This window comes from Roseovarius aestuarii, from assembly GCF_019966515.1.
GTDB classification, from domain to species: Bacteria; Pseudomonadota; Alphaproteobacteria; order Rhodobacterales; family Rhodobacteraceae; genus Roseovarius; species Roseovarius aestuarii.
Genome location: NZ_JAIMIB010000008.1, coordinates 1 through 18843 on the forward strand (window position 1 = coordinate 1; position 18843 = coordinate 18843).

General features: G+C 59.4%; 20 protein-coding genes. 15 read left to right on the forward strand and 5 right to left on the reverse strand.

Going from position 1 to position 18843, the window contains the following annotated elements; translation table 11 throughout:
- The 3 genes from pbfA to LC334_RS11075 form a co-directional block, all read left to right on the forward strand.
- Window positions 1–1373: (R)-1-hydroxy-2-aminoethylphosphonate ammonia-lyase (gene pbfA, locus LC334_RS11065; protein ID WP_317850393.1), on the forward strand; the 1373-nt coding region annotated here is incomplete at its 5' end.
- 4 nt (window positions 1374–1377) lie between these two features.
- Entirely contained in the window at window positions 1378–2388 is a 1011-nt protein-coding gene (locus LC334_RS11070; RefSeq protein ID WP_085800612.1) for a 2-hydroxyacid dehydrogenase, read from the forward strand.
- A 33-nt stretch (window positions 2389–2421) separates the two neighbouring features.
- Window positions 2422–3258: a DMT family transporter gene (locus LC334_RS11075; RefSeq protein WP_085800613.1), complete on the forward strand. Its 837-nt coding sequence runs from the start codon at window positions 2422–2424 to the stop codon at window positions 3256–3258.
- A gap of 2 nt (window positions 3259–3260) precedes the next feature.
- Here LC334_RS11075 and LC334_RS11080 read toward each other — a convergent pair whose 3' ends face one another.
- The 4 genes from LC334_RS11080 to LC334_RS11095 all read right to left on the reverse strand — a co-directional run bounded on the left by LC334_RS11080 (window position 3261) and on the right by LC334_RS11095 (window position 7697).
- On the reverse strand, window positions 3261–4745 hold the full coding sequence (locus tag LC334_RS11080; protein ID WP_085800614.1) for an ABC transporter permease: 1485 nt from the start codon (window positions 4743–4745) through the stop codon (window positions 3261–3263).
- Window positions 4746–4747: 2 nt separating this feature from the next.
- On the reverse strand, window positions 4748–5806 hold the full coding sequence (locus tag LC334_RS11085) for a quaternary amine ABC transporter ATP-binding protein (RefSeq protein WP_223412955.1): 1059 nt from the start codon (window positions 5804–5806) through the stop codon (window positions 4748–4750).
- Between the two features lie 61 nt (window positions 5807–5867).
- Window positions 5868–6824 (reverse strand): ABC transporter substrate-binding protein, encoded by a 957-nt coding sequence (locus LC334_RS11090; RefSeq protein WP_085800616.1) that lies wholly within the window; start codon window positions 6822–6824, stop codon window positions 5868–5870.
- 69 nt (window positions 6825–6893) lie between these two features.
- A complete protein-coding gene (locus LC334_RS11095) occupies window positions 6894–7697 on the reverse strand; it encodes an alpha/beta fold hydrolase (RefSeq protein ID WP_085800617.1) in 804 nt (267 codons plus the stop codon).
- 155 nt (window positions 7698–7852) lie between these two features.
- Here LC334_RS11095 and LC334_RS11100 point away from each other — a divergent pair, with 155 nt between their 5' ends.
- The 12 genes from LC334_RS11100 (at window position 7853) to LC334_RS11155 (ending at window position 18264) form a co-directional block, all read left to right on the forward strand.
- Window positions 7853–8737, forward strand: a complete 885-nt coding sequence (locus LC334_RS11100; protein ID WP_085800618.1) for a LysR family transcriptional regulator — start codon at window positions 7853–7855, stop codon at window positions 8735–8737.
- A gap of 182 nt (window positions 8738–8919) precedes the next feature.
- On the forward strand, window positions 8920–9996 hold the full coding sequence (locus tag LC334_RS11105) for a coiled-coil domain-containing protein (RefSeq protein ID WP_085800619.1): 1077 nt from the start codon (window positions 8920–8922) through the stop codon (window positions 9994–9996).
- Complete coding sequence (locus LC334_RS11110) at window positions 9996–10256, forward strand: hypothetical protein (RefSeq protein WP_139836386.1); 261 nt, start codon at window positions 9996–9998, stop codon at window positions 10254–10256. The genes LC334_RS11105 and LC334_RS11110 overlap by 1 nt, the downstream gene beginning before the upstream one ends.
- Window positions 10246–11376 carry a hypothetical protein gene (locus LC334_RS11115; protein ID WP_223412956.1) on the forward strand — a complete coding sequence of 377 codons (1131 nt, stop codon included), beginning with the start codon at window positions 10246–10248 and terminating at the stop codon, window positions 11374–11376. Before LC334_RS11110 ends, LC334_RS11115 begins: the two co-directional genes overlap by 11 nt.
- A gap of 66 nt (window positions 11377–11442) precedes the next feature.
- Entirely contained in the window at window positions 11443–13377 is a 1935-nt protein-coding gene (locus LC334_RS11120; protein ID WP_085800620.1) for an AAA family ATPase, read from the forward strand.
- A gap of 99 nt (window positions 13378–13476) precedes the next feature.
- The gene (locus LC334_RS11125; protein ID WP_085800621.1) at window positions 13477–13824 is read left to right on the forward strand and encodes a hypothetical protein; all 348 of its coding nucleotides are present in this window, start codon (window positions 13477–13479) and stop codon (window positions 13822–13824) included.
- A 77-nt stretch (window positions 13825–13901) separates the two neighbouring features.
- Window positions 13902–14513, forward strand: coding sequence for a DUF255 domain-containing protein (locus LC334_RS11130; RefSeq protein ID WP_085800622.1), 612 nt, complete (start codon window positions 13902–13904; stop codon window positions 14511–14513).
- On the forward strand, window positions 14510–15835 hold the full coding sequence (locus LC334_RS11135) for a DUF6638 family protein (RefSeq protein WP_085800623.1): 1326 nt from the start codon (window positions 14510–14512) through the stop codon (window positions 15833–15835). The genes LC334_RS11130 and LC334_RS11135 overlap by 4 nt, the downstream gene beginning before the upstream one ends.
- Window positions 15836–15838: 3 nt before the next feature.
- The gene (locus LC334_RS11140; RefSeq protein ID WP_085800624.1) at window positions 15839–16105 is read left to right on the forward strand and encodes a hypothetical protein; all 267 of its coding nucleotides are present in this window, start codon (window positions 15839–15841) and stop codon (window positions 16103–16105) included.
- A 9-nt stretch (window positions 16106–16114) separates the two neighbouring features.
- Entirely contained in the window at window positions 16115–16762 is a 648-nt protein-coding gene (locus LC334_RS11145; RefSeq protein WP_085800625.1) for a DUF1523 family protein, read from the forward strand.
- Between the two features lie 48 nt (window positions 16763–16810).
- Complete coding sequence (locus LC334_RS11150) at window positions 16811–17371, forward strand: DUF4202 domain-containing protein (protein WP_085800769.1); 561 nt, start codon at window positions 16811–16813, stop codon at window positions 17369–17371.
- A gap of 299 nt (window positions 17372–17670) precedes the next feature.
- Window positions 17671–18264 carry a CbiX/SirB N-terminal domain-containing protein gene (locus LC334_RS11155; protein WP_139836388.1) on the forward strand — a complete coding sequence of 198 codons (594 nt, stop codon included), beginning with the start codon at window positions 17671–17673 and terminating at the stop codon, window positions 18262–18264.
- Window positions 18265–18359: 95 nt separating this feature from the next.
- Here the strand turns inward: LC334_RS11155 and LC334_RS11160 are convergent, their stop codons facing one another.
- Window positions 18360–18632: a hypothetical protein gene (locus LC334_RS11160; RefSeq protein WP_223412957.1), complete on the reverse strand. Its 273-nt coding sequence runs from the start codon at window positions 18630–18632 to the stop codon at window positions 18360–18362.
- Between the last annotated feature and the right edge of the window lie 211 nt (window positions 18633–18843).

Here is an 18843-nt window from a genome sequence, read left to right on the forward strand (position 1 = left end):
CCACAGGTGAGCAATTGCCCGAAAAAATCATCCACACCGAAGGCGAATCCAACACCTCCGACGCGCGTAAGGCTTGGCTGAAAAAATCGATTGGCCCGCAGTCTGCGCCGCTTCTGGAACGTGATGCGGATGCCTTTCTGCACCAGAGCCTGTCCAGCCCCTGTGTCAGCACCATCGCCAGGGCCGAAGACATCTGGATCGAGGATATGGATGGCCGCCGCTACATGGATTTTCACGGCAATTCGGTGCATCACATCGGCTACGGTCACCCAAGGCTGGTGGCGGCGATCAAACAACAACTTGATGATCTGCCCTTCGCCCCGCGCCGCTTCACCAACGATCCGGCGGTCGAGCTGGCCGAAAAACTGGCAGAGATCGCGCCCGGTGATCTGGGCAAGACACTATTTACCACCGGCGGCTCGGATGCCAATGAGGTCGCCCTGAAAATCGCCCGCGCCGCCACGGGACGGTTCAAGACCGTCAGCTTCTGGGATGCGTTTCACGGTGCCGGGCTGGGTGCGGCCAGCGTCGGCGGTGAGGCAACTTTCCGCAGCCATATCGCCGGGCCGCTGATGCCGGGCACCGAACATGTGGCCCCATTCGCCTGCTACCGCTGCCCTTACAATCACGCGGGCCCCGATGTCTGCGGTCTGGCCTGCGCGCAGATGGTTGATTACGTGCTGGAGCGCGAAGGCGATGTGGCCGCCGTCATTGCCGAACCGATGCGCGCCGTGCCCTACGTGCCGCCGCCCGGGTTCTGGAAGGCCGTGCGCGAGGCGTGTAACCGTAGTGGCGCGCTCCTGATCCTTGATGAAATCCCAACGGGGCTGGGCAAGACCGGCCGGATGTTCGCCTTTGAACATGACGAGATCATTCCCGATATCGTGACGCTCGGCAAAGCTCTCGGCGGGGGTATCCTGCCGATCGCCGCCTGTATCGCCCGGCGCGATCTCGATGTTTGCGGTGATTTTGCCATCGGTCACTACACGCACGAGAAAAACCCGGTAACCGCCCGCGCCGCATTGACCACGATTGAGATCATTGAGGATGAAGGACTGGTTCAGCGCTCGGATGAGTTGGGGCGCTTTGCGATGGAGTATATGCGCGATCAGCTCACGGATGTTCCGGTTGTCGGTGATATCCGGGGCAGGGGCCTGATGTTCGGGGTCGAGATCGTCGAGGACCGCGCCGACAAGACGCCGGGCAATGCTCGCGCCGAGCGGATTTACTATCGCTGTCTCGACGGGGGCGTCAGTTTTAAGATTTCTCAGGGTTGCGTGCTGACCCTTTCACCGCCGCTGACGATTTCCAGGGAGGATCTGGAGGCGGCATTGCAAGTCGTTGTCGGAGCGATCCGGGCAGAGGCGGGATGACGCAATGAAGATCGTCCGGACAGACAGTGAGCTGCAGGTGCCCCTAGTCGATGCCACGCTGCGCGATCAGGGGCACGAGTTGATCCTTTTGCCTGATGGCGTAAGCGAGGCTGATCTGATTGCTGCCGTGGCTGACGCCGATCTCATCCTGATGTGCTATAGGCCGATCACCGCCGCCGTCATCACTGCTGCGGCAAATCTCAAAGGCATCGTGAAATACGGTGTCGGCATTGATGCCATTGACATACCGGCGGCCATTGCGCGTGGCATCCCGGTCGTCAATATCCCCGAATATGCCGAGGAAACCGTCGCCGAGGGTGCCTTTGCCCTGATGATCGCGCTGGCGAAAAAACTACAACCGCTGGGCCGCGCGATGCAGCGTGACGGCTGGGCGTGGCCCGAACAGCACTGGCTGGGTTCGGACATTGCCGGCAAGACCTTGGGTATTGTTGGGCTGGGCAAGATCGGCAAAAGCATGGCACGCATGGCCGGGGCGGGGTTTCGCGCCAAGGTCATCGCCTTCAGCCCCGGCATGTCGGCAGGGGATATGGAAGCGGTTGGCGTTGAAAAGCGTGACGATCTGCACCAGCTTCTGACGGAAAGCGATTTCGTCTCGCTGCATTGCGTGCTGAATGACAACACCCGCGGGATCATCGGTGCGGACGAACTCAGGGCGATGAAGCTGGGCGCCTATCTGATCAACACCTCGCGCGGCGCGCTGGTGGATCAGGACGCGCTGCTCAGGGCGCTGGACGAAGGGTGGATCGCCGGGGCGGGCCTTGATGTTTTTGCCAACGAGCCGCTCCGCCGCCGGGGCCACCAGCTCAGCCCGCTTTTCGACCATGAGCAGGTGATCCTGTCACCGCATCTGACTTTCTACACCCATGACGCCATGCACCGGCTTGAAGCGGAAACGCTGGAGCGTTGCCACGAAGCGCTTGCGGGTCAACCGGTACGGGTGACATCGCAGGACCCCAGGTTGCGCGCCCAGACCGCCGGTGTGGTTTTTGACTGACCGCCACGCCGCCGCCGGGTCATCAGGGCCAGCATGAGCATCGCCATCACCCTCCTGGTCCTGTTCGCGGCTTTTCTGCACGCGCTCTGGAATGCGGTTGTCAAAGGCGCGGGCGACAAGACCATGATGCTGGGGCTGATTGCGCTTGGCCATGTGATCCCCGGGCTGGTCATCGTCGCATTTGCGCCATCCCCGGGATGGTCTGTCTGGCCGTATGTGCTGGCGTCGACAGTCATCCACTGGGCCTATTATTACCTGCTGAACGTTGCCTACCGGTTTGGTGATCTCAGCGTGATTTATCCCATCGCCCGTGGGCTTGCTCCTGTTCTGGTGGCAGTCGGTGCGCAGTTCTGGATTGGCGAGACTTTGCCCGGCATCGCCTGGGCCGGGGTGCTAAGCGTCTCGGCCGGGATCATGGTGCTGACGCGTGGCGCGTTTAGCGGCGCATTGCCGATGACCGGCCTGATGGCAGCGATGGGCACGGCGGTGATGATCGCCGCCTATTCGCTGGTCGACGGGGTCGGCATCCGCCTGTCGGGCAACGCACTTGGCTACATCGGCTGGCTTTTCGCGGCCGAGATCCTGGTGGCCGCCTATATATTTTATGGTCGGATGGACCGCCTGCGCGCCATGTCCGCCAAAGCCCTGTGGCTGGGTCTTGCGGGCGGGGTGATTTCAGGCACGGCCTACGGGCTGGTGCTTTATGCCAAGACGCTGGCGCCGCTTGGCGTGGTCAGCGCGTTACGCGAAACATCCGTCATCTTTGCCGCGATGATCGGCGTCTTGTGGTTTGGCGAAGGGCCCAAGGGTAACCGGCTCGTGGCGTCGGTCATCGTCGCGGCGGGCATCATCCTGATTGGCCTTGCCTGAGGTTATTCGCGTTTGCCCTGCACCACCCGGTCCAGGATCATCGCGCAGAAGAGGATGGCGAACCCGGCCAGAATACCTTGGCCCACGGATGCGTATTGCAGCGCTTCCAGCACGTCCTCACCCAGCCCCTTGGCCCCGATCAGCGAGGCGACCACGACCATGGCGAGCGACAGCATGATCGTCTGGTTCACACCGGCTAGAATGGACGGCGCGGCCAGCGGCAGATCGACCTTGGTCAGCAGGTACCACTTAGAGGCGCCATAGGCGATGGCGGCCTCGCGGATGCTTTCGGGCACGCCACGCAAACCCAGTACCGTCAACCGCACGACAGGGGTGCCCCCGAAGATCATCGTTGTCACGACCGCCGCCGGTTTGCCGGTGCCGAAAAACGCGATCACCGGGATCATGAAAACAAAGGCGGGCATGGTCTGCATGAAATCCATGATCGGGCGGATGAAGGCATAAAGCCGGGGCCGCCGTGCGCAGAACATGCCTATAGGAATGCCCAGGGCGATTGAAATACAGGCTGCCGTGCCCAGCAACGCCAGCGTTGTCATCGCTTTTTCCCAGAAACCGAGGAAACCCATATAGGCCAAGAACCCTGCCGCCGCGAAGGCTGCTCCGGTGCCTGCCGACAGCCAGGTCAGCAGGATGATCATCGCCGCGATCACCGGCCAAGGGGTGTCAACAAACAGAACCTCAAGCGCATCCAGAACGGTGCGAATGCCGAAAGTGATGATGTCAAAGAGCCATTGCCCGGTGGCGATGATAAAATCGAAAAACGCCTCGACCCAGTCGATCGCGGTCAGGCGGATGGCGGGGTCGGTCGGAAAGTCCGTCAGCCAGGCGACCGCGCCGGGAAAGGCGAAATGCACGACGCTGACGGCAAAAACCACTAGCACGAACACCACGCTCACCCCGGTGCGCATCGGCTCCAGCCCTGACTTGATGCTGCGATCCGACAGCCAGTCGGAATAGCGCCGTTCCAGCACCGGGTTGGCCATCACGCCTTCGGCGATCTTGACCAGTATCAGGAAGGCAACGCCAAAAAGCGCGACCCAGATCGCCGTGGCATCGGCCCTCTCCGCTTCGGCCCGGATGCCGTCGATGGCGCCCTCAAGCGAGTCGATATTGCGTTGGAACGCCGCCCCGTCATCGCCCTTGTCGATGGCTGCCTGCAATTGTTCATAGCGCAGGGCCAGCGTGCCTTCGATCTGCTTGATCCGCTCGCGCACCTCGGCGCCCAGATCGCCGAACAATCCCCGGCCGATCTGGATAAAGGCGAAGGTTTCCAGAATGACGAAGGGCAGGCCCCAGTTCCACAGGCCCCGCATCCCGTACCAGATCGGCCCCAGCAGGGCGGCGATCAGGTTGAACGTCCAGGCAAACCCGGCCTTGGCTCCGATTGTCTGGAATTGCCTGCTGTAATAACCCGGATTGGTGGCGACGAATTGGGCAAGCAGCTCTTCTTTGGTTTCATCGGCCATGATTACGAGGTCTCCGTTCCTTCGATCACCGTGCGCAACAGATCGGCGCGGGTGATGGCGCCAATGCGGTTGCCGCTGGCGTCGATGATGGCGGCGGGTTGTTCGGTGCCGATGGCGGCGGTGATCAACTCGCCCAGATGGGCGTTTTCGTCAAATTCCTGGGCGGTTTCCGCAAGGCTGCCATTGGCGCTTTCAAACTCGGCCAGCGGCTGCATCACCGCATGGGCACGCACCACCTTGAGGCGCGAGATACCGGCGACGAAATCGGCCACATAGTCATCCGCCGGGTGCATCACGATATCCTCGGGCGTGCCGATCTGCACCACGCGGCCATCGCGCATAATCGCGATCCGGTCGCCGATGCGCACGGCCTCGTCCAGATCGTGGGTGATGAACACAGTTGTTTTGTTCATGTTGGCAGCAAGCTTCATGAATTCATTCTGCAACTGCCGCCGGATCAGCGGATCGAGCGCGCTGAAAGGCTCATCCATCAGCAGGATTTCAGGGTCCGCCGCCAGGGCGCGGGCAAGGCCGACGCGCTGCTGCATCCCGCCTGACAATTCATGGGCAAACTTGTTGCCCCAGGCGGACAGATCCACCATGTCGATGGCTTTTTCAGCAGCATCCATGCGCTGGTTCTTGTTGATACCCCGGATTTCCAGCGGCATTGCCACGTTATCCAGCACCGACCGGTGTGGCATCAGCGCGAAATTCTGAAACACCATCGAGATGTGTTCGTTGCGATACTGACGCAGCGCATCGGGTGCCATCGCCATGATATCCTCGCCATTGACGACGATCTTTCCAGCCGTCGGCTCCAGCAACCGGTTGATGTGTCGGACCAGTGTCGACTTGCCCGACCCTGAAAGCCCCATGATGCAGAAGATCTCACCGGGGCGGATGTCCATCGTCGCATCGGCGACGCCGACAACGCAGTTGAACCGGTCCAGAACTTCCTTTTTCGAAATGTCACTGGCGCGGATCTCGGCCAGTGCCTCCTCGGCACGGTTGCCGAAAATCTTCCAGACACCGGCAAGTTCGATTGCTACATCCTGCGGCACATCACGTCCCCTGTTCTGTGATGGGCCGCGCGAAAAGGCGCGGCCCATTGGTTTTGTTGGATCAGAGGCCCAACCAACCGTCCACGCGGTCGGAATTGGCTGCAACCCATTCCTTGGCGACATCCGCCGGGTCTTTGCCGCCTTCGATCTGGAAGGCGAAATCCGAAACCGTTTCGCCATCGAGCTGGATATTTGCCAGCAGATCGGCAATCGCAGGCGAGCGGTCGATCAGTGATTTGGAATAGGCAATTTGCACCTTCTTCAGCGCATCCTCGGTCATGACCGAAGACTTTTCAAACCAGTCCGGATCGTCCGAGGGCTGGATGGCGATGTATTTTTCCGGGTCGAATGCGGGTTCTTCCAGACGCACGATGTCATACTGGAACCAGATCGCATGCGGGCTGTAGCAGTAGAAGGCATAGCCCATGTCTTTCTTGATGCTGTCACCCACGGTTGCGGTCATCACCGCCTGATCCGCGCGGATTGGCTCCATGAAGGGCATTAAACCGTAGTCGCGCACCTTGATCTCGTTCACGTTGGCCGATGCCCAGCCGGGGGCGCCAATCCAGATCTCACCCTTGCCATTGCCGTCGCTGTCCATCTTCTCGGCCACTTCCGGGCGGGCCAGATCGAAGATGGAGGTCACGTTATTGGCCTCGGAAAACGCTTTGCTGACGCAAAAGCTCTGCTTGCCCTCATAGGGCTTGTCCGACAGCACAACGGTGCCTGCCTCATCGACGTATTTCTTGGTAAAGCTCTCCTGATTGGGCAGCCAGACATCGGGGTGCACGTCAATGTCACCCTTGCCCTGATCCATTGCCTGGAAGATCGAAGCATTGTTGCCGGGCACCAGATTGGCCTCGCCGCCGATGCGCGTCTCGACCACTTCGGCGATCAAATGCGCAATCGCTTGTGCCCCTGTCCAGGCCGGCGCGCCGATATTCACGCTTTCAGCGTGGCTGAGAGAGGCGGTCGCCATAAAGCCCGCAAGGGCTGTTCCCATGAGTTTCAGTTTCATTCTTCTTCTCCTCTGTTGTTCCATTCCGTTGATCGGAGTTGGTTCTCTTTATGATTGCATCTAATCGCGTTACGATAAGGCGTTGTCAGTCTCTTCCGTCAGAAAGTCGTGAACTATCGTATTAAATAGCTCCGGGTTTTCCATATGCGCATTATGTCCACAGCCTGGCATCACCGCCAGATTGCTGTTGGCGATGCCCTTCCACAGCGCTTCGGGTTGTTGCCAGCCGTAAGAGCGATCCTTGTCACCCCAAACGATCAATGTGGGTTGGGCGATACCGGCCAGCGCTGCGCGCCCGTCCCAGTTTTCCATCGCCGTCAGACCCGCCATCGCCGATGCGGTCGAAACGCTTTCGCCAAGAGCTACGCAGGCGTCATAGTCGCGGGCCGTCTCGCCTGCGGTAAACCATGTGGCGGCAATGCGCCGAGCAGTGGGTTTCACGCCTTCCTGGCTCAGGCGTTCGCGTGATTGGTCAATCGTCTCGAAACGGTTGGGCAGCGCGCCCAATGGGCCGGTGCCATAGCAAATAAGCAGTGTCACCCGGTCCGGCGCGACCGCGGCCATCTGCTGAACAATCATACCGCCCATCGAATGTCCAAGAAGATGAAACCGGTATACGCCCAGATCGTCGAGCAATGCCAGAACCTGCCGCGCATAATCCTCGATCGAAGCTTCGGCCAGCGCGGCGTGGCTGTCCCCGTAACCCGGCAATTCAGGCGCGATCACGTCGAAATCAGCGCTGAGTGCCTCCAACTGCCGCCGCCACATCGCTGCGCCACCCAGATAGCCATGCACCAGAACCAAAGGATACCCGCGGCCCTGACGCAGATAGGCCGGTTTTGACAGCTCGACTGTTGATGCAGCGTCCGACATGCGTTTCTGGCATTCCCTCCCACGGGCGGCACATCCTTTGCCGCGCTTCGGAAGTGTAGAACAGTTCGTTTTGAAATCGCCAATTCAAAGATTTCATGAAACTATTCTGAATTTGCATAGTTTGTGGTAATTATTCTCACCTGACGGAGAAAACGATGGATCTGAACTGGCTGCGCGATTTCGAATGCCTGGGCCGTACGCTGAATTTCACGCGCGCGGCAGAAGAGCGGAACATCACCCAATCCGCCTTCAGCCGCCGGATCAAGGCGTTGGAAAGCTGGGTTGGTTTGCCGCTGGTGGACCGCGCGACATACCCGGTGCGTCTGTCCGAGGCTGGAACGCAATTCCTGCCCGTGGCCAAATCCGCCATCACGGACCTTTCAGAAAGCCGCCAGTTGATCCGCGATCAGGACAGGGGCGATCGTCAACAGGTCAGGTTCTCGGTTCTGCACACGATTTCAGTGCATTACCTTGCCAACCGCATCGATGCGCTGGAACGTGAAATCCCGCAACTCCGCACGCGCGTGATCTCGGACTCGCTTTCAGCCTGCTGCCAGCTTCTGCTCGATGGCGCGGTCGAATTCCTGCTTTGTTACCGCCATGCCGATATCGCCCCGCAGATCGACGAGGCCGAATTTGCCCGCAAGGACATCATGACCGACCGGCTGATCCCGGTGGCCGAACGGCAGGCGGCGGAACGAAACCAATGGGCGCTGCCGGGACAGGAGGTGCGGGACATCCCCTATCTGGCCTATGAACGCAGCACGTTTCTGGGGATTGTCACCGAACATCTGATCGGCAACCGGCAGCTTCATCTGGACATGATCTATGTGGACGGGCTGGTCGAGGCGATCAAACGCCGCCTGCTGGCCGGCAGCGGTGTCGCCTGGCTGCCCGAAACCGCGATCCGCCAAGAGCTTGAGACAGGCAGTGTCGTTGCGGTTGGTGGATCGGAATGGGAAACGCCAATGGCGCTCTCCGTCTACGCGGCCCCCGACCAGCTTGATACGATCGCAAAAGAAGTCTGGGCGCGGTTTTGATTGCCATTCTTTACTGATCGCCGCTGAGCTTTCAAGATTTTGAAATCGAAGCGAAAAATATGCACCGATTTGGTGTGAAAACCGCGCTTTCGTCGCAATCTTTCCGCGAAAATCGCTTAAACTCAGGCGAAAAACCCATATATAGGGGTCACATAAACCGATATTACCACGAGGGGAGTAACATGGCCGATCTTGATGCACAGGTGCGGGAATCTCAGGCACAGGTAAGCGAGGCACAAAGCAAAATCGCCGAACTGACCAGCAAAATTGAAACCGCGCGGGCCAAGATTAAGGGTGGTGAAGATGCCATACTGGATATCGAGAACGCCTCGCTTGAGGATGTTCATGCCCATACCGAGGTGATGAACGCCAATATCGCCGAGCTGATCATGGGGCTGGATGATATCACCGCCGCGTTCTCCAAGGATTTCGACGAGATGCGCAGCAAGACCGGCTGGGAGAGCTTTGTCGGCATCTTCAGCAGCGCCAAATCCGACAGTATGCGGCAGGATCGGGTGCGTGAGGCCACGATCGACGACAAGCTGCAGGATCTGATCTCGAAATCCGACGTGATCGTCAAGCTGCTTGAAGGTCAGCTTGCCATGCTGGAAGAGCAGAAGGTCAAGGTTGAAGAGAACCTGACCGAAACGCTGGACGAACGCGAGTTCACCGTTGGCGAGTTGGAAACCCTGCGCAGCGACATTCAGGCGATGGACCCGCAGATCATCACGCTGGAAAACAAGATCGCCAACGAGACCGACGCCGCCGCGCGGACCAAGCTGGAAACCGAACTGGCAGACCTGAACACCAGATATAACGCGATGGTGCAGGACGAGCAGGTCAAGCTGGCCAAATCCCAGACGCTGGAGCGCTATATCGAGAAGGGCAAGACCTGGATCGACAGCCTGCAGAATCAGGCGGCGACGCAGATGGTGTTGATCAACAAGCTGCAGACCGACACCAAGCAGCGTGTGGTGCTTTATGATGCCCTGACCAAATCGCTGAAAACCGCGCAGCAGCAGGACGTGGCCCACCGGATCAACGAGATCGGGGTCGAGACCGATCAGGAGGCGCAGACCGCCATGGCCGGCATCGGGGCTGCCACCAACAAGAAGATGGCCGACATGCTGGAAGCGCATGAGGATCACATGGTCTTCGCCCGCGACGTCCTCGAAGCCAAGGCCAAGGCCGACGAACGCTTCGCCCGCCGCTTTGCGCAGATCATCGAGAAGCACGACAAGAACCTTTATGGGGCCTGATGCAGCGACGCTTGCTCAAGAAGCTTTTGGGAGCAGCCACAGCTCTTTGTCTGATATGCGCTCTGCTATCTTCCAAGATGGACTGGCACTGGTCCGTTGTCGCGGGGCTGTGGGGGCTGGGTCTGGCGGGCCTGATCTGGGCTTCATGGGATAAGGTGATGCCACAGACGCGCGATGAAACAGCCCGTGCGGCACAGCCAGGGCTCTACGAAGGCAACCAGTATGATGGCAGTGGCGGAGGGGACAGCAGTGGCAGCTGAACATGTCGATCTGCAAAAGGATCACGCCGGTCTGACCGACCTCTTCGCCAGCCGGCGCTATTTCCGGAAGTTCGAGGGGATTACCGGCCACCTGACCCGTGTCGCAGCGGTCATGCATGCCTCGGGCGAGCTAAGTAAGGACGAGGTGGAAATTCTCACCACCTATGTGCAGGGGCTCAGTTATACGTTCCGCGCGCTCAGCATGAAATACCTGCTCACCGGGCGGGATGCCGGGCATGCAACCACGACGCTGACCATGGATACGCTTGAAAGCGGGTTTCCTGTCTTCAACGAATTGCTGGTCATGGCTAATGACGCACAACAGGCCGACAGGCATCTTTCCACCATGCCCGGCCCCGACGCTCTTAAAAAACAGATGGTCGAGCAGATAATCAGCGCGCGTGAAATCCCCACCCGTCTGCAATTCGCGCTGTCGCAACGGCTCTATTATCAGGAGCTGCAGCGCGGCCATCTCTTCTGGGCACAGAATGATCCGCAAATCCTCTGGCTCGAGGGGCTGGACGAGCGCCGCCGCTATCTGGTGCACTGGGCGGTCTATGACAGCCAGGTCAACCTGCCCACGGTCTATCTGATGGAGGTCGAGGACGACGGTCGCACGCCGCTCGCCCGTGATCAGCGCCGCTGGCCCGAATGCCAGGCCCATCTGATGGGGCAGGCGCTTGGTGGGCTGAAGCTTCTGACCATCGCCAGGGGCTTTGACGAGGCGTTTGACGACCTCCACCCCAAACGCTTGCGCCGTCTGCATCTGGGCCCGATGTACAGCCATGCCTACACCCGCCAGACGGGCCCCATGCGCGACGTCCTGGCCGATGCCCGCGCGCCCGAGGGGCAGGATTGGGCGCTTGCCTGGACCGACGAGGTGCTGGAAAGCGAGCGGGTGAAGGAAGAACGCTCCGGCTGGTTCGGGACTGTTGAACGCGAGGTTTTTGCGCTTGATCCTTTTTCGGGTCGCGGTGCTGATACCGGCGCGACCCGCACCGAGCGCGCCGTCATTCTGCCCGAACGCCCCTATCAGGTATTGGCAGAGCGCAACCCGCCCGGCTTTACCAGCGTGACGAAATACGTGGTTAACCCCAGCGGGCGGGTGCTTAGATATTAGATGACGCATACCGGGCTACGCCTTCGGCAAGAGTATTTGAAGCAAGATGAAACAAGGGTCTGAGCGATGAGTTTGACGGCTGACACGATGGAACTGCGTGAGGAGGATATCGCCAAGCATTACGATGCGGCGGTGGCGATGCTGGATGGATTCGACCATACCCCGCGGATCGCCAAGCCCGAGCATGACGCCCCGAAAGAGCGCTCAAGTGGCATCGGCACCCGCCGCCGCTTCCGCACCACCACGCCGGGGCTTGTCACCCGCTCCACCGCGCGGCCCGAGGGGGTGCACCTGATCGACCGCATCAGTGCGGCGGACGGTGATGACCCGCTGACCTCTCCGCCGCAGGCCACGGTAATGCACAACCTGCGCCGCGCGCTCGCCATCGCGCTGGCCGTGGGTGAAAACTATGCGGACGCGACCGGGCTTGCCGATCTCAGGCGCAGCAACCTGGCCGGATCTCTGCCCGCCGACCGCAAGACCGAATTCTCGGAACTGATGGGAGCCGAGGCGCTGGCCGTAGCGCATGTCTTTGCCAATGCCACCGCCTTCCTGCTTGGCCCACATGGCTCGGAAGTCAGTGTCGAGGTGGGCGAGGTCGAAGAGGTGCTGACCGACAATGCGCAACTGGCCCTGCACGGTGCGCTGTGGGAAATGGATCAGGATATTGCCCGGCACGCGTCGGACGATGTGCGCCTTGTGGCGACGGTGACCGCCTTTGCCGAGCAACTGATGGAAAAGATCACCCTGCGTGCCCAGAACGCCGCGCATCTGGAGCCGTTCACCAATGCCAGTTGGCGCATTGAGGCCGATGACCTGACGATCCGTGGCTTCGACGCCAGCGCCAAGGGCAAATCCTCGACCCTGACGATGACGTTCAAACAGCCGCATGAGGTGGTCGGCAACCATATCGCCAAATACCAGGCGATGAAGCTGGCCAAGATGCTGATGGCCTATGATTTCGACCGCCGCCTCAACCCTTTCGCCGAACTCGGCGGCTTCATCTTTACCTTCATGGGCGATGGCAAACCCGGCACCGGCAAGACGACGCTGATCCAGATGATGGCGGGGCTGATTCAGGGCTATTGCCAGAACGCGGGCTACCCCTTCCGTTACCAGAATCTGAGCACGGAAAGCATCGACAGCTATCAGGGTAAATCCGCCCAGAACGCCAAGGCCTTCATCAACAACGTGCTTGACCCGGGGGTGATCGGCTTCGGCACTATCGACGATATCGACCAGCTGGCGGGCAAGCGCGGCGACCGTCAGTCCTCCGCCGGGCAGCTGGAAATCACCGCGGTGCTGATGGAAAGCTTCGCGGGCGCTAACACCGTCGTGCGCGGCAACTGCACTTTTGGGATGTTCTCGAACTACCCCGAGAATGTCGACGATGCCCTGCGCCAGCGCGCTGGCGCGCGGTTCCTCGTCGATGGCCCGATCACCCGCGATGACTATATCGACATCCTCTACCTGCTGATGGGTAAGAACCACGATATCCCGCTGGGCGAGCACGAGGTTTACGCCGCGCAGGAGATCAAGAAGGCCGTCGCCGCGTCTTTTGAGTCGCATTCGAGACCCCACGAAGACGGCCTCTTGCGGGTTTACGAGGAGGTCGACAGGAAAATCGGCAAGCTCGATACCATCGCCAAGCTGGGCACCTATCTGAAAGGCATTCAGGAGGCCGATGCGCGTTTCACCGGCCGCGCCATCAAGAACATCACCGACGCGGTAAAAGTCCGCGCGATGGATTTCGAGCTGCCGGATGAATGGATGGAAAAGCCCGAGTTGTTCCTGTTCAAACCCTACGATGAGAAAAAGGCGATGATCGAAGACCTTCGCCAGCCGATCACGGTCGAGATGGTGATCCAGGAAATCAACCGCTACGCCGATTCAGAATTCCGCTATGCGGACAAATCCGACGAGGTGGCGATTGAGACTGCGGTGCGCGAGATGGGCCGGATGGAAGAGGCGAAGCGGCGGTATCTGGAGGGGAAGGATTAATGAGTACCCTCGAATGTGGGACACTTTCGGGTTGGGGATGTCGTGCATTTCCGACCGAATGTAAGATACCCGGCAGCGATAATTGGAAAGTAGGTTACAATGGGCGGTGGTGATGCGCTTAGTGTGACCTTGGTGTATTTCCTGGGGATACTACCAATACTCATAACCTGGTCTGCAGGCGTTAGACTTGGCAGCAAGTTTGCAACCGGCGAGCATGTGTTGGTTGCTATGTTATTTCTCTTGGGATTATTGGTTGTGGTATTGTTCCTCACACTCCCAATCAGCACCGCATCTATTATTGCCTTGAGCAAAGATAGCAAATGGTCCGATGAAGAATCGCGTGCCGAATTCGTAGAGAACGGCTTTTTTGTTCTGGGAGCGTTGTTTGTATTTATTGCAATGGCTTCGGTAGCTGTTGGCTATCTACGCGCGAGGAAGCAGTTGTGAAGCGCTTTAGAGAATCTGATGTGAAGCCTCAAAACCCAATGAGTGTTGCGTTGCCAAGATTGGTGACGGTAACTCTCATGTTGACGGCATCTGTGGTTGTCGCCGCCGAGCCCCTCACAACCATTCCCCAAACCCCCATCCACGGCTGCCGGGGGGGGAAGGCTAAGCTCTATGATGAGTGTCACGCACAGGCGCCGATCTTCGACAAGGCCCTGCGCACCGCGCGGGAGCAGGGGAAGGTCCTTCTGGTCTCCTATGGGGCTGAGTGGTGCATCTGGTGTCATGTGTTTGACGCATACGTAAAGGGTGAACACAGCCGTTTCATCCATCCCTATTCCGACGAGGAAGACAAGGAACGCTACAACGCCACCATCCATGAGCGCGCCGAAAGCGACCCCTCTGGCCCCGCTGCCGATCTGGCCGCGTTCGTGGCCCAAAACTTCGTACTGGTGCATATCGACAGCCGCTATGCGACAGATGGCTGGGACGTGCTCGACGCTGCCGGGGCCACCGATGGCTACGGCAACTGGCTCCCCTATATCTTCACCACCGATGCCGAGGGGCAATTCGCCGCCGCGCTGGTCTCTGAGCGCGTCGAGATCCGCCGCGACACCGATGACTGGTTCCGCGGCTATGACCGCGATAGGCTGACGGCTGAGCTATCCCGCATGAAAGAGGCTGCGCAATGAGACGCCTGATCAAATCCGGCCTTATGTTTGGCAATCTGGTGCATGTGGCCTCGCCCGCACTGGTGGAGCGCTATAACCGGGCGCTGAAACATCTGACGGGAAAAACGACGTCGCTCAGCGATTTTTATGTCGATATTTCAGGCTATTCGCCGGAAGTCGGCCATGAATTGGACGATCCGCTCTACCTCAATCATGCGGGCGTCAACCGGCAGTTTATCCTGCTGACGACCGAGCAGAAGCGGGCGCCGCTTCTGGACATGAAATTCTCGACCTCTCGCGGCATCCTGCGGCAGTTCATTGAGGAAAACGAACCTGCGCTTTTTGCCCTGACCGCGCGCGATGCGGTGGCGGGGGAGCTGGTGAATTCGGTTTATGACATGTCGACGCCCGCGCGGCTTTTTGACATCCGCCGGGTGCGCGTAGAGGCCGACACCGTGGGCGGGGCGCTGAAACAGGCGGATGCGCTGGACGAGAAGGTCAGCCGTTTCATGAACGAGGAAGACGCCTGGTTTGACGATGTGCTGATTGCCGAGATGATCGGGTTGGCGGGCGAGACCGGGGATGTGGTGCGCAACCCGATTGATTTGCGCGAAATGAGTTTTGACCAGCGCAATTTCTGGACCGCGCATTTTGGCGGCACCTATCTGTTTCAGGATGTCGACCATCCGGCCCTGATCTCGGGCGCCGATCGTGACCACTTTGACGACCTGCCGATCCGATATGCTTTCGATTTGCGTCAGCGCAACCAGATCGCCAAGTTTCTGGAGCTGAACGGGCTGGCCGAGCCCATTGCCAAGGCGCGGGGTATCGATGCGGGGGCGATCCTGCGGCAGAAAATGGATTTCATTCTGGTCGACGCGCTGGCCGGGCAGGGCGTCGCGCTGAGCGGCCGGTCGCGTGTCGACATGCGCCGTCTGGCACGGCAGCACGCCCGGCATCTGCCTGAGGAGTTCCACGTTCTGGCCGCGCTGGTCAACTGGGCCGAAAACGGTGGACCCTGGCCGCGTGTCGCCTCGGACAGTCCGGCTTATTTCTATACGCTGAGGGCGGCCGATCACCCGGATGCGGACCTTGTGAACATGCTGCTGAGCGAGCTGAGCCCAAAAGATATCCGGCAGCTCTTTATCTGCCACAAACCGCTGTTTTATGACCGATACGCCACGTGGAGCGCGGAAAAGAAGGATTTTGTGGTCGAATTTCTGGTGAATGAGTACCAGATAGATAAGGTGGGCACCCGCAGGGCGCTGTTTGGCTTTGAGCCTCCGATGCAGGAGGATGACTTGATCACCCGCGTCGGCCCCTGGGGCGCGGTAAGGAGGTAAGATATGCTGGCGTTCGGACGTTTGATGTTCTTCGGCTTCATCGCCTTGAGCGTGGTCTATATCTGCCTGTCGTTCTATTCTCGCTCGGTGCGCCGCAGCAAGCTGAAGACCTGGTGGGAGGAAGAGGGCAGACCGGGCGATCTTGATGATTACGTGGAAAAGGGTCTGGCGGAATATGACGGCTCGCTCCGGCGCAAGCTGATCCTGGGGGTTTATATCATCCCGATCTGTCTGATCGCGCTGATCATCTACTTGACGAATTTTTACTGAGGGATTGCAATGAGATACCTCAAATGGGCGTTCTGGACGATCTTCTGGGTCCTGGTTGCGGTGGTTTTCCACTATACGCTGCCGCAGACCGATATCGCGCGGGTAACCGATACCTACGAAAAGCGCATTGATTTTGGCGAGAACTCGATCTTCTGGGCCAGTCCGGATGTGGGCGCGGATCAGCAAACAATCAATCGCGATGTGTTCTTCATCCAGACCAGACGCGCCAATGGCCGGGTCATGGTCTATCGCAACGAAGATACGGGCTGGAGCTGGCCGCCCTACTTCAAGTTCGATACCTCAAATCTTCAGGCCGAGGCGGCTGATCTGAAATCGGCCTCCGAAGCACCGAAATGGGTGGCGATCAAGCATTACGGCTGGCGTAACGAATTCCTGTCCATCTTTCCCAATGCGGTGGGCGTGCGCGCCGTGTCGGGGCCGGATGTCAGCACCGGCATTCCGTGGCTGAATATTGTGATTATCGCCTTGTTTCTCGCCCTCTGCTTTTTCATCTGGCGGATGTGGCACCGATTTCGCGCGGCGCGTCTGGATCCGGTGATGGATGGCATTCAGCAGGGCGTGGAATCGGCGGGCGACAGCCTGTCAGACCGGCGGTCCCGGGTCAGAAAGTGGCTGGACACATGGCGTGCGAAGTAAAGATCGGGTCAGACAGCCCTGTCGTTTTGGAACATGGAAGAAGCCTGCATGACAAAACTTGAAACAGCCCTTGCCGCAATTGACGAGGCCAATGCCAAAGACCCAAACGTGGTCGAGGGCACACCCGATGCGGCCCTTTACGGGCAGCGGATGAGCCGCGAGCTGGAGCGGCTTTTCCCGCAGGCAAGCGACGCGCTGAAAATCGCATCACGAGGTCAGCATATCGAGCGCTGGGTGCTGAAAAGGGTGGATTATCCCGAGGGCCGCGAAGGGTATCTGACATGGCGGCGTGATCTGGCAGAGCATCATGCGAAACGTGTCGGGACGATCATGCAGGATGCCGGGTATGATGCCGGACAGATCGAGGCCGCTGGCCGGATGCTGCGCAAGGAAGGGATCAAGCGTGATGCAGAGGTTCAGGCGCTTGAGGATGTGATCTGCTTCACCTTTCTGAAATGGTACTTCGAACCCTTCGCCGTAAAGCACTCGCCGGAAAAAGTATTACGGATCGTGCAGAAAACCGCGCGTAAGATGTCGGCAGAAGGGCGCGCGCGGGTGTTGAAGGAATTCGATCTGCCCAGCGAGTTTGCACAGGCATTCGGGACATGAGAGATATTGTCGATGGTTTCGGCTGCGCTATGTCTTCCGACAAAGCCATCGCATAGCGCGCGGGACCACCTTCTGTCGGTCTCAGGCGATCTGGCGATCATGATAGAATACCAAAGTGACATCAACTCTAACCTGTCGATGTAACGTTCATAGCAAGGCCAGCTTTCGGAAGGTGCAACACCATCAAACGTTCTGCAATCATCGTCAGCCACGGTCAGCCGTCAGACCCGCTCCCGGCAGAGGCTGATCTTGCCGCTCTCGCGCAGAAGGTGGCCGACTCCCTGTCGGAGTGCGAAGTCTTGAGCGCTACGCTGGCCCATCCCGGCGCGTTGGAGCGGGCCCTGACGGATGCTACCGGCGCACCCCTGATCTATCCGCTGTTCATGACCGATGGCTGGTTTGTCCGCTCGGCCCTGCCAAAACGTCTGGGCGACGCCCCGGTGCACATGCTGTCACCGCTTGGAGTTGAGCCTGGCCTGCCCAGGCTTGTGGCAGAGACGCTGAACGCCGCGTTGACGGAACGGGGCTGGGATCCGGCCATGTCAACGCTTCTGGTTGCCTCGCACGGTTCGGGGCGCAGCGAAAAATCGAAACAGGCCACCGAGGCGTTTGTTCAAAGCCTTGGCTCATTGATCGGTTTCGCCGGGATACCCACCGGTTATGTCGAACAAGACCCGTTCTTCGCAGGCAGTGCTGCGGGTTGCCCGGATCAAACCCTGTGTCTGCCGTTCTTCGCGGCCTATGGTGGTCATGTCAAAGAAGACATCACCGAGGCGCTGCATGAGGTTGATTTCAAGGGGGTGTTGCTTGACCCAATCGGCACGTTTCCCATGATCCCGTCCTTCATCGCGGCGAGCCTTAGCAAAGCGTGGCAATCTCTGGCGCCGGCGTGATGCCGACTGGCATGTGCCGACGCTACCTCGTTTAGCTTGCCCTTCAGGTCAGGTCTGATGATGCGTGGGCCCGACTCATTCAAAAAACGCGCGGGCTATGGTGCGTCGCGCGTGTCGTCGCCTTTGTTAATACAGTCAGGATTGCTCACCATCGTCTTTCGGGGCCGCCTTCTGCTTTGAAAATACGGCCCTTCTTGCTTCGCGGCCTTCTTCACTTCCGTGAAAATGAAAATATCGACCCCTCCACCGCATTGCAGCCAGTCGTCGTCCACGCCTTGTCCTGCGTCGCTCTGACGGGCAGGCGGCGTGCCATGAGGGTCATCGTCCGAAGATTGCCCAGTTCCTGCGACATTCACCATGTCAGTCACCTCGATATCTGTTGTGTCCGGGCCTGCCTGTTGTCGCTCTGGTTTCCGGCGACCTTGCTGCGTCTGTGGCTTGAAACGCTTCGCCGAGATAGAAACACATATTGATGAAGCAACGTTTAAGCGTAATCGGCAGGCAGGCTATGTGAGCGTGATTGACAGCCAAACGGACATTTGTTTCCATACCTGGCCAGGTGACAAAAATAAGGTGGGG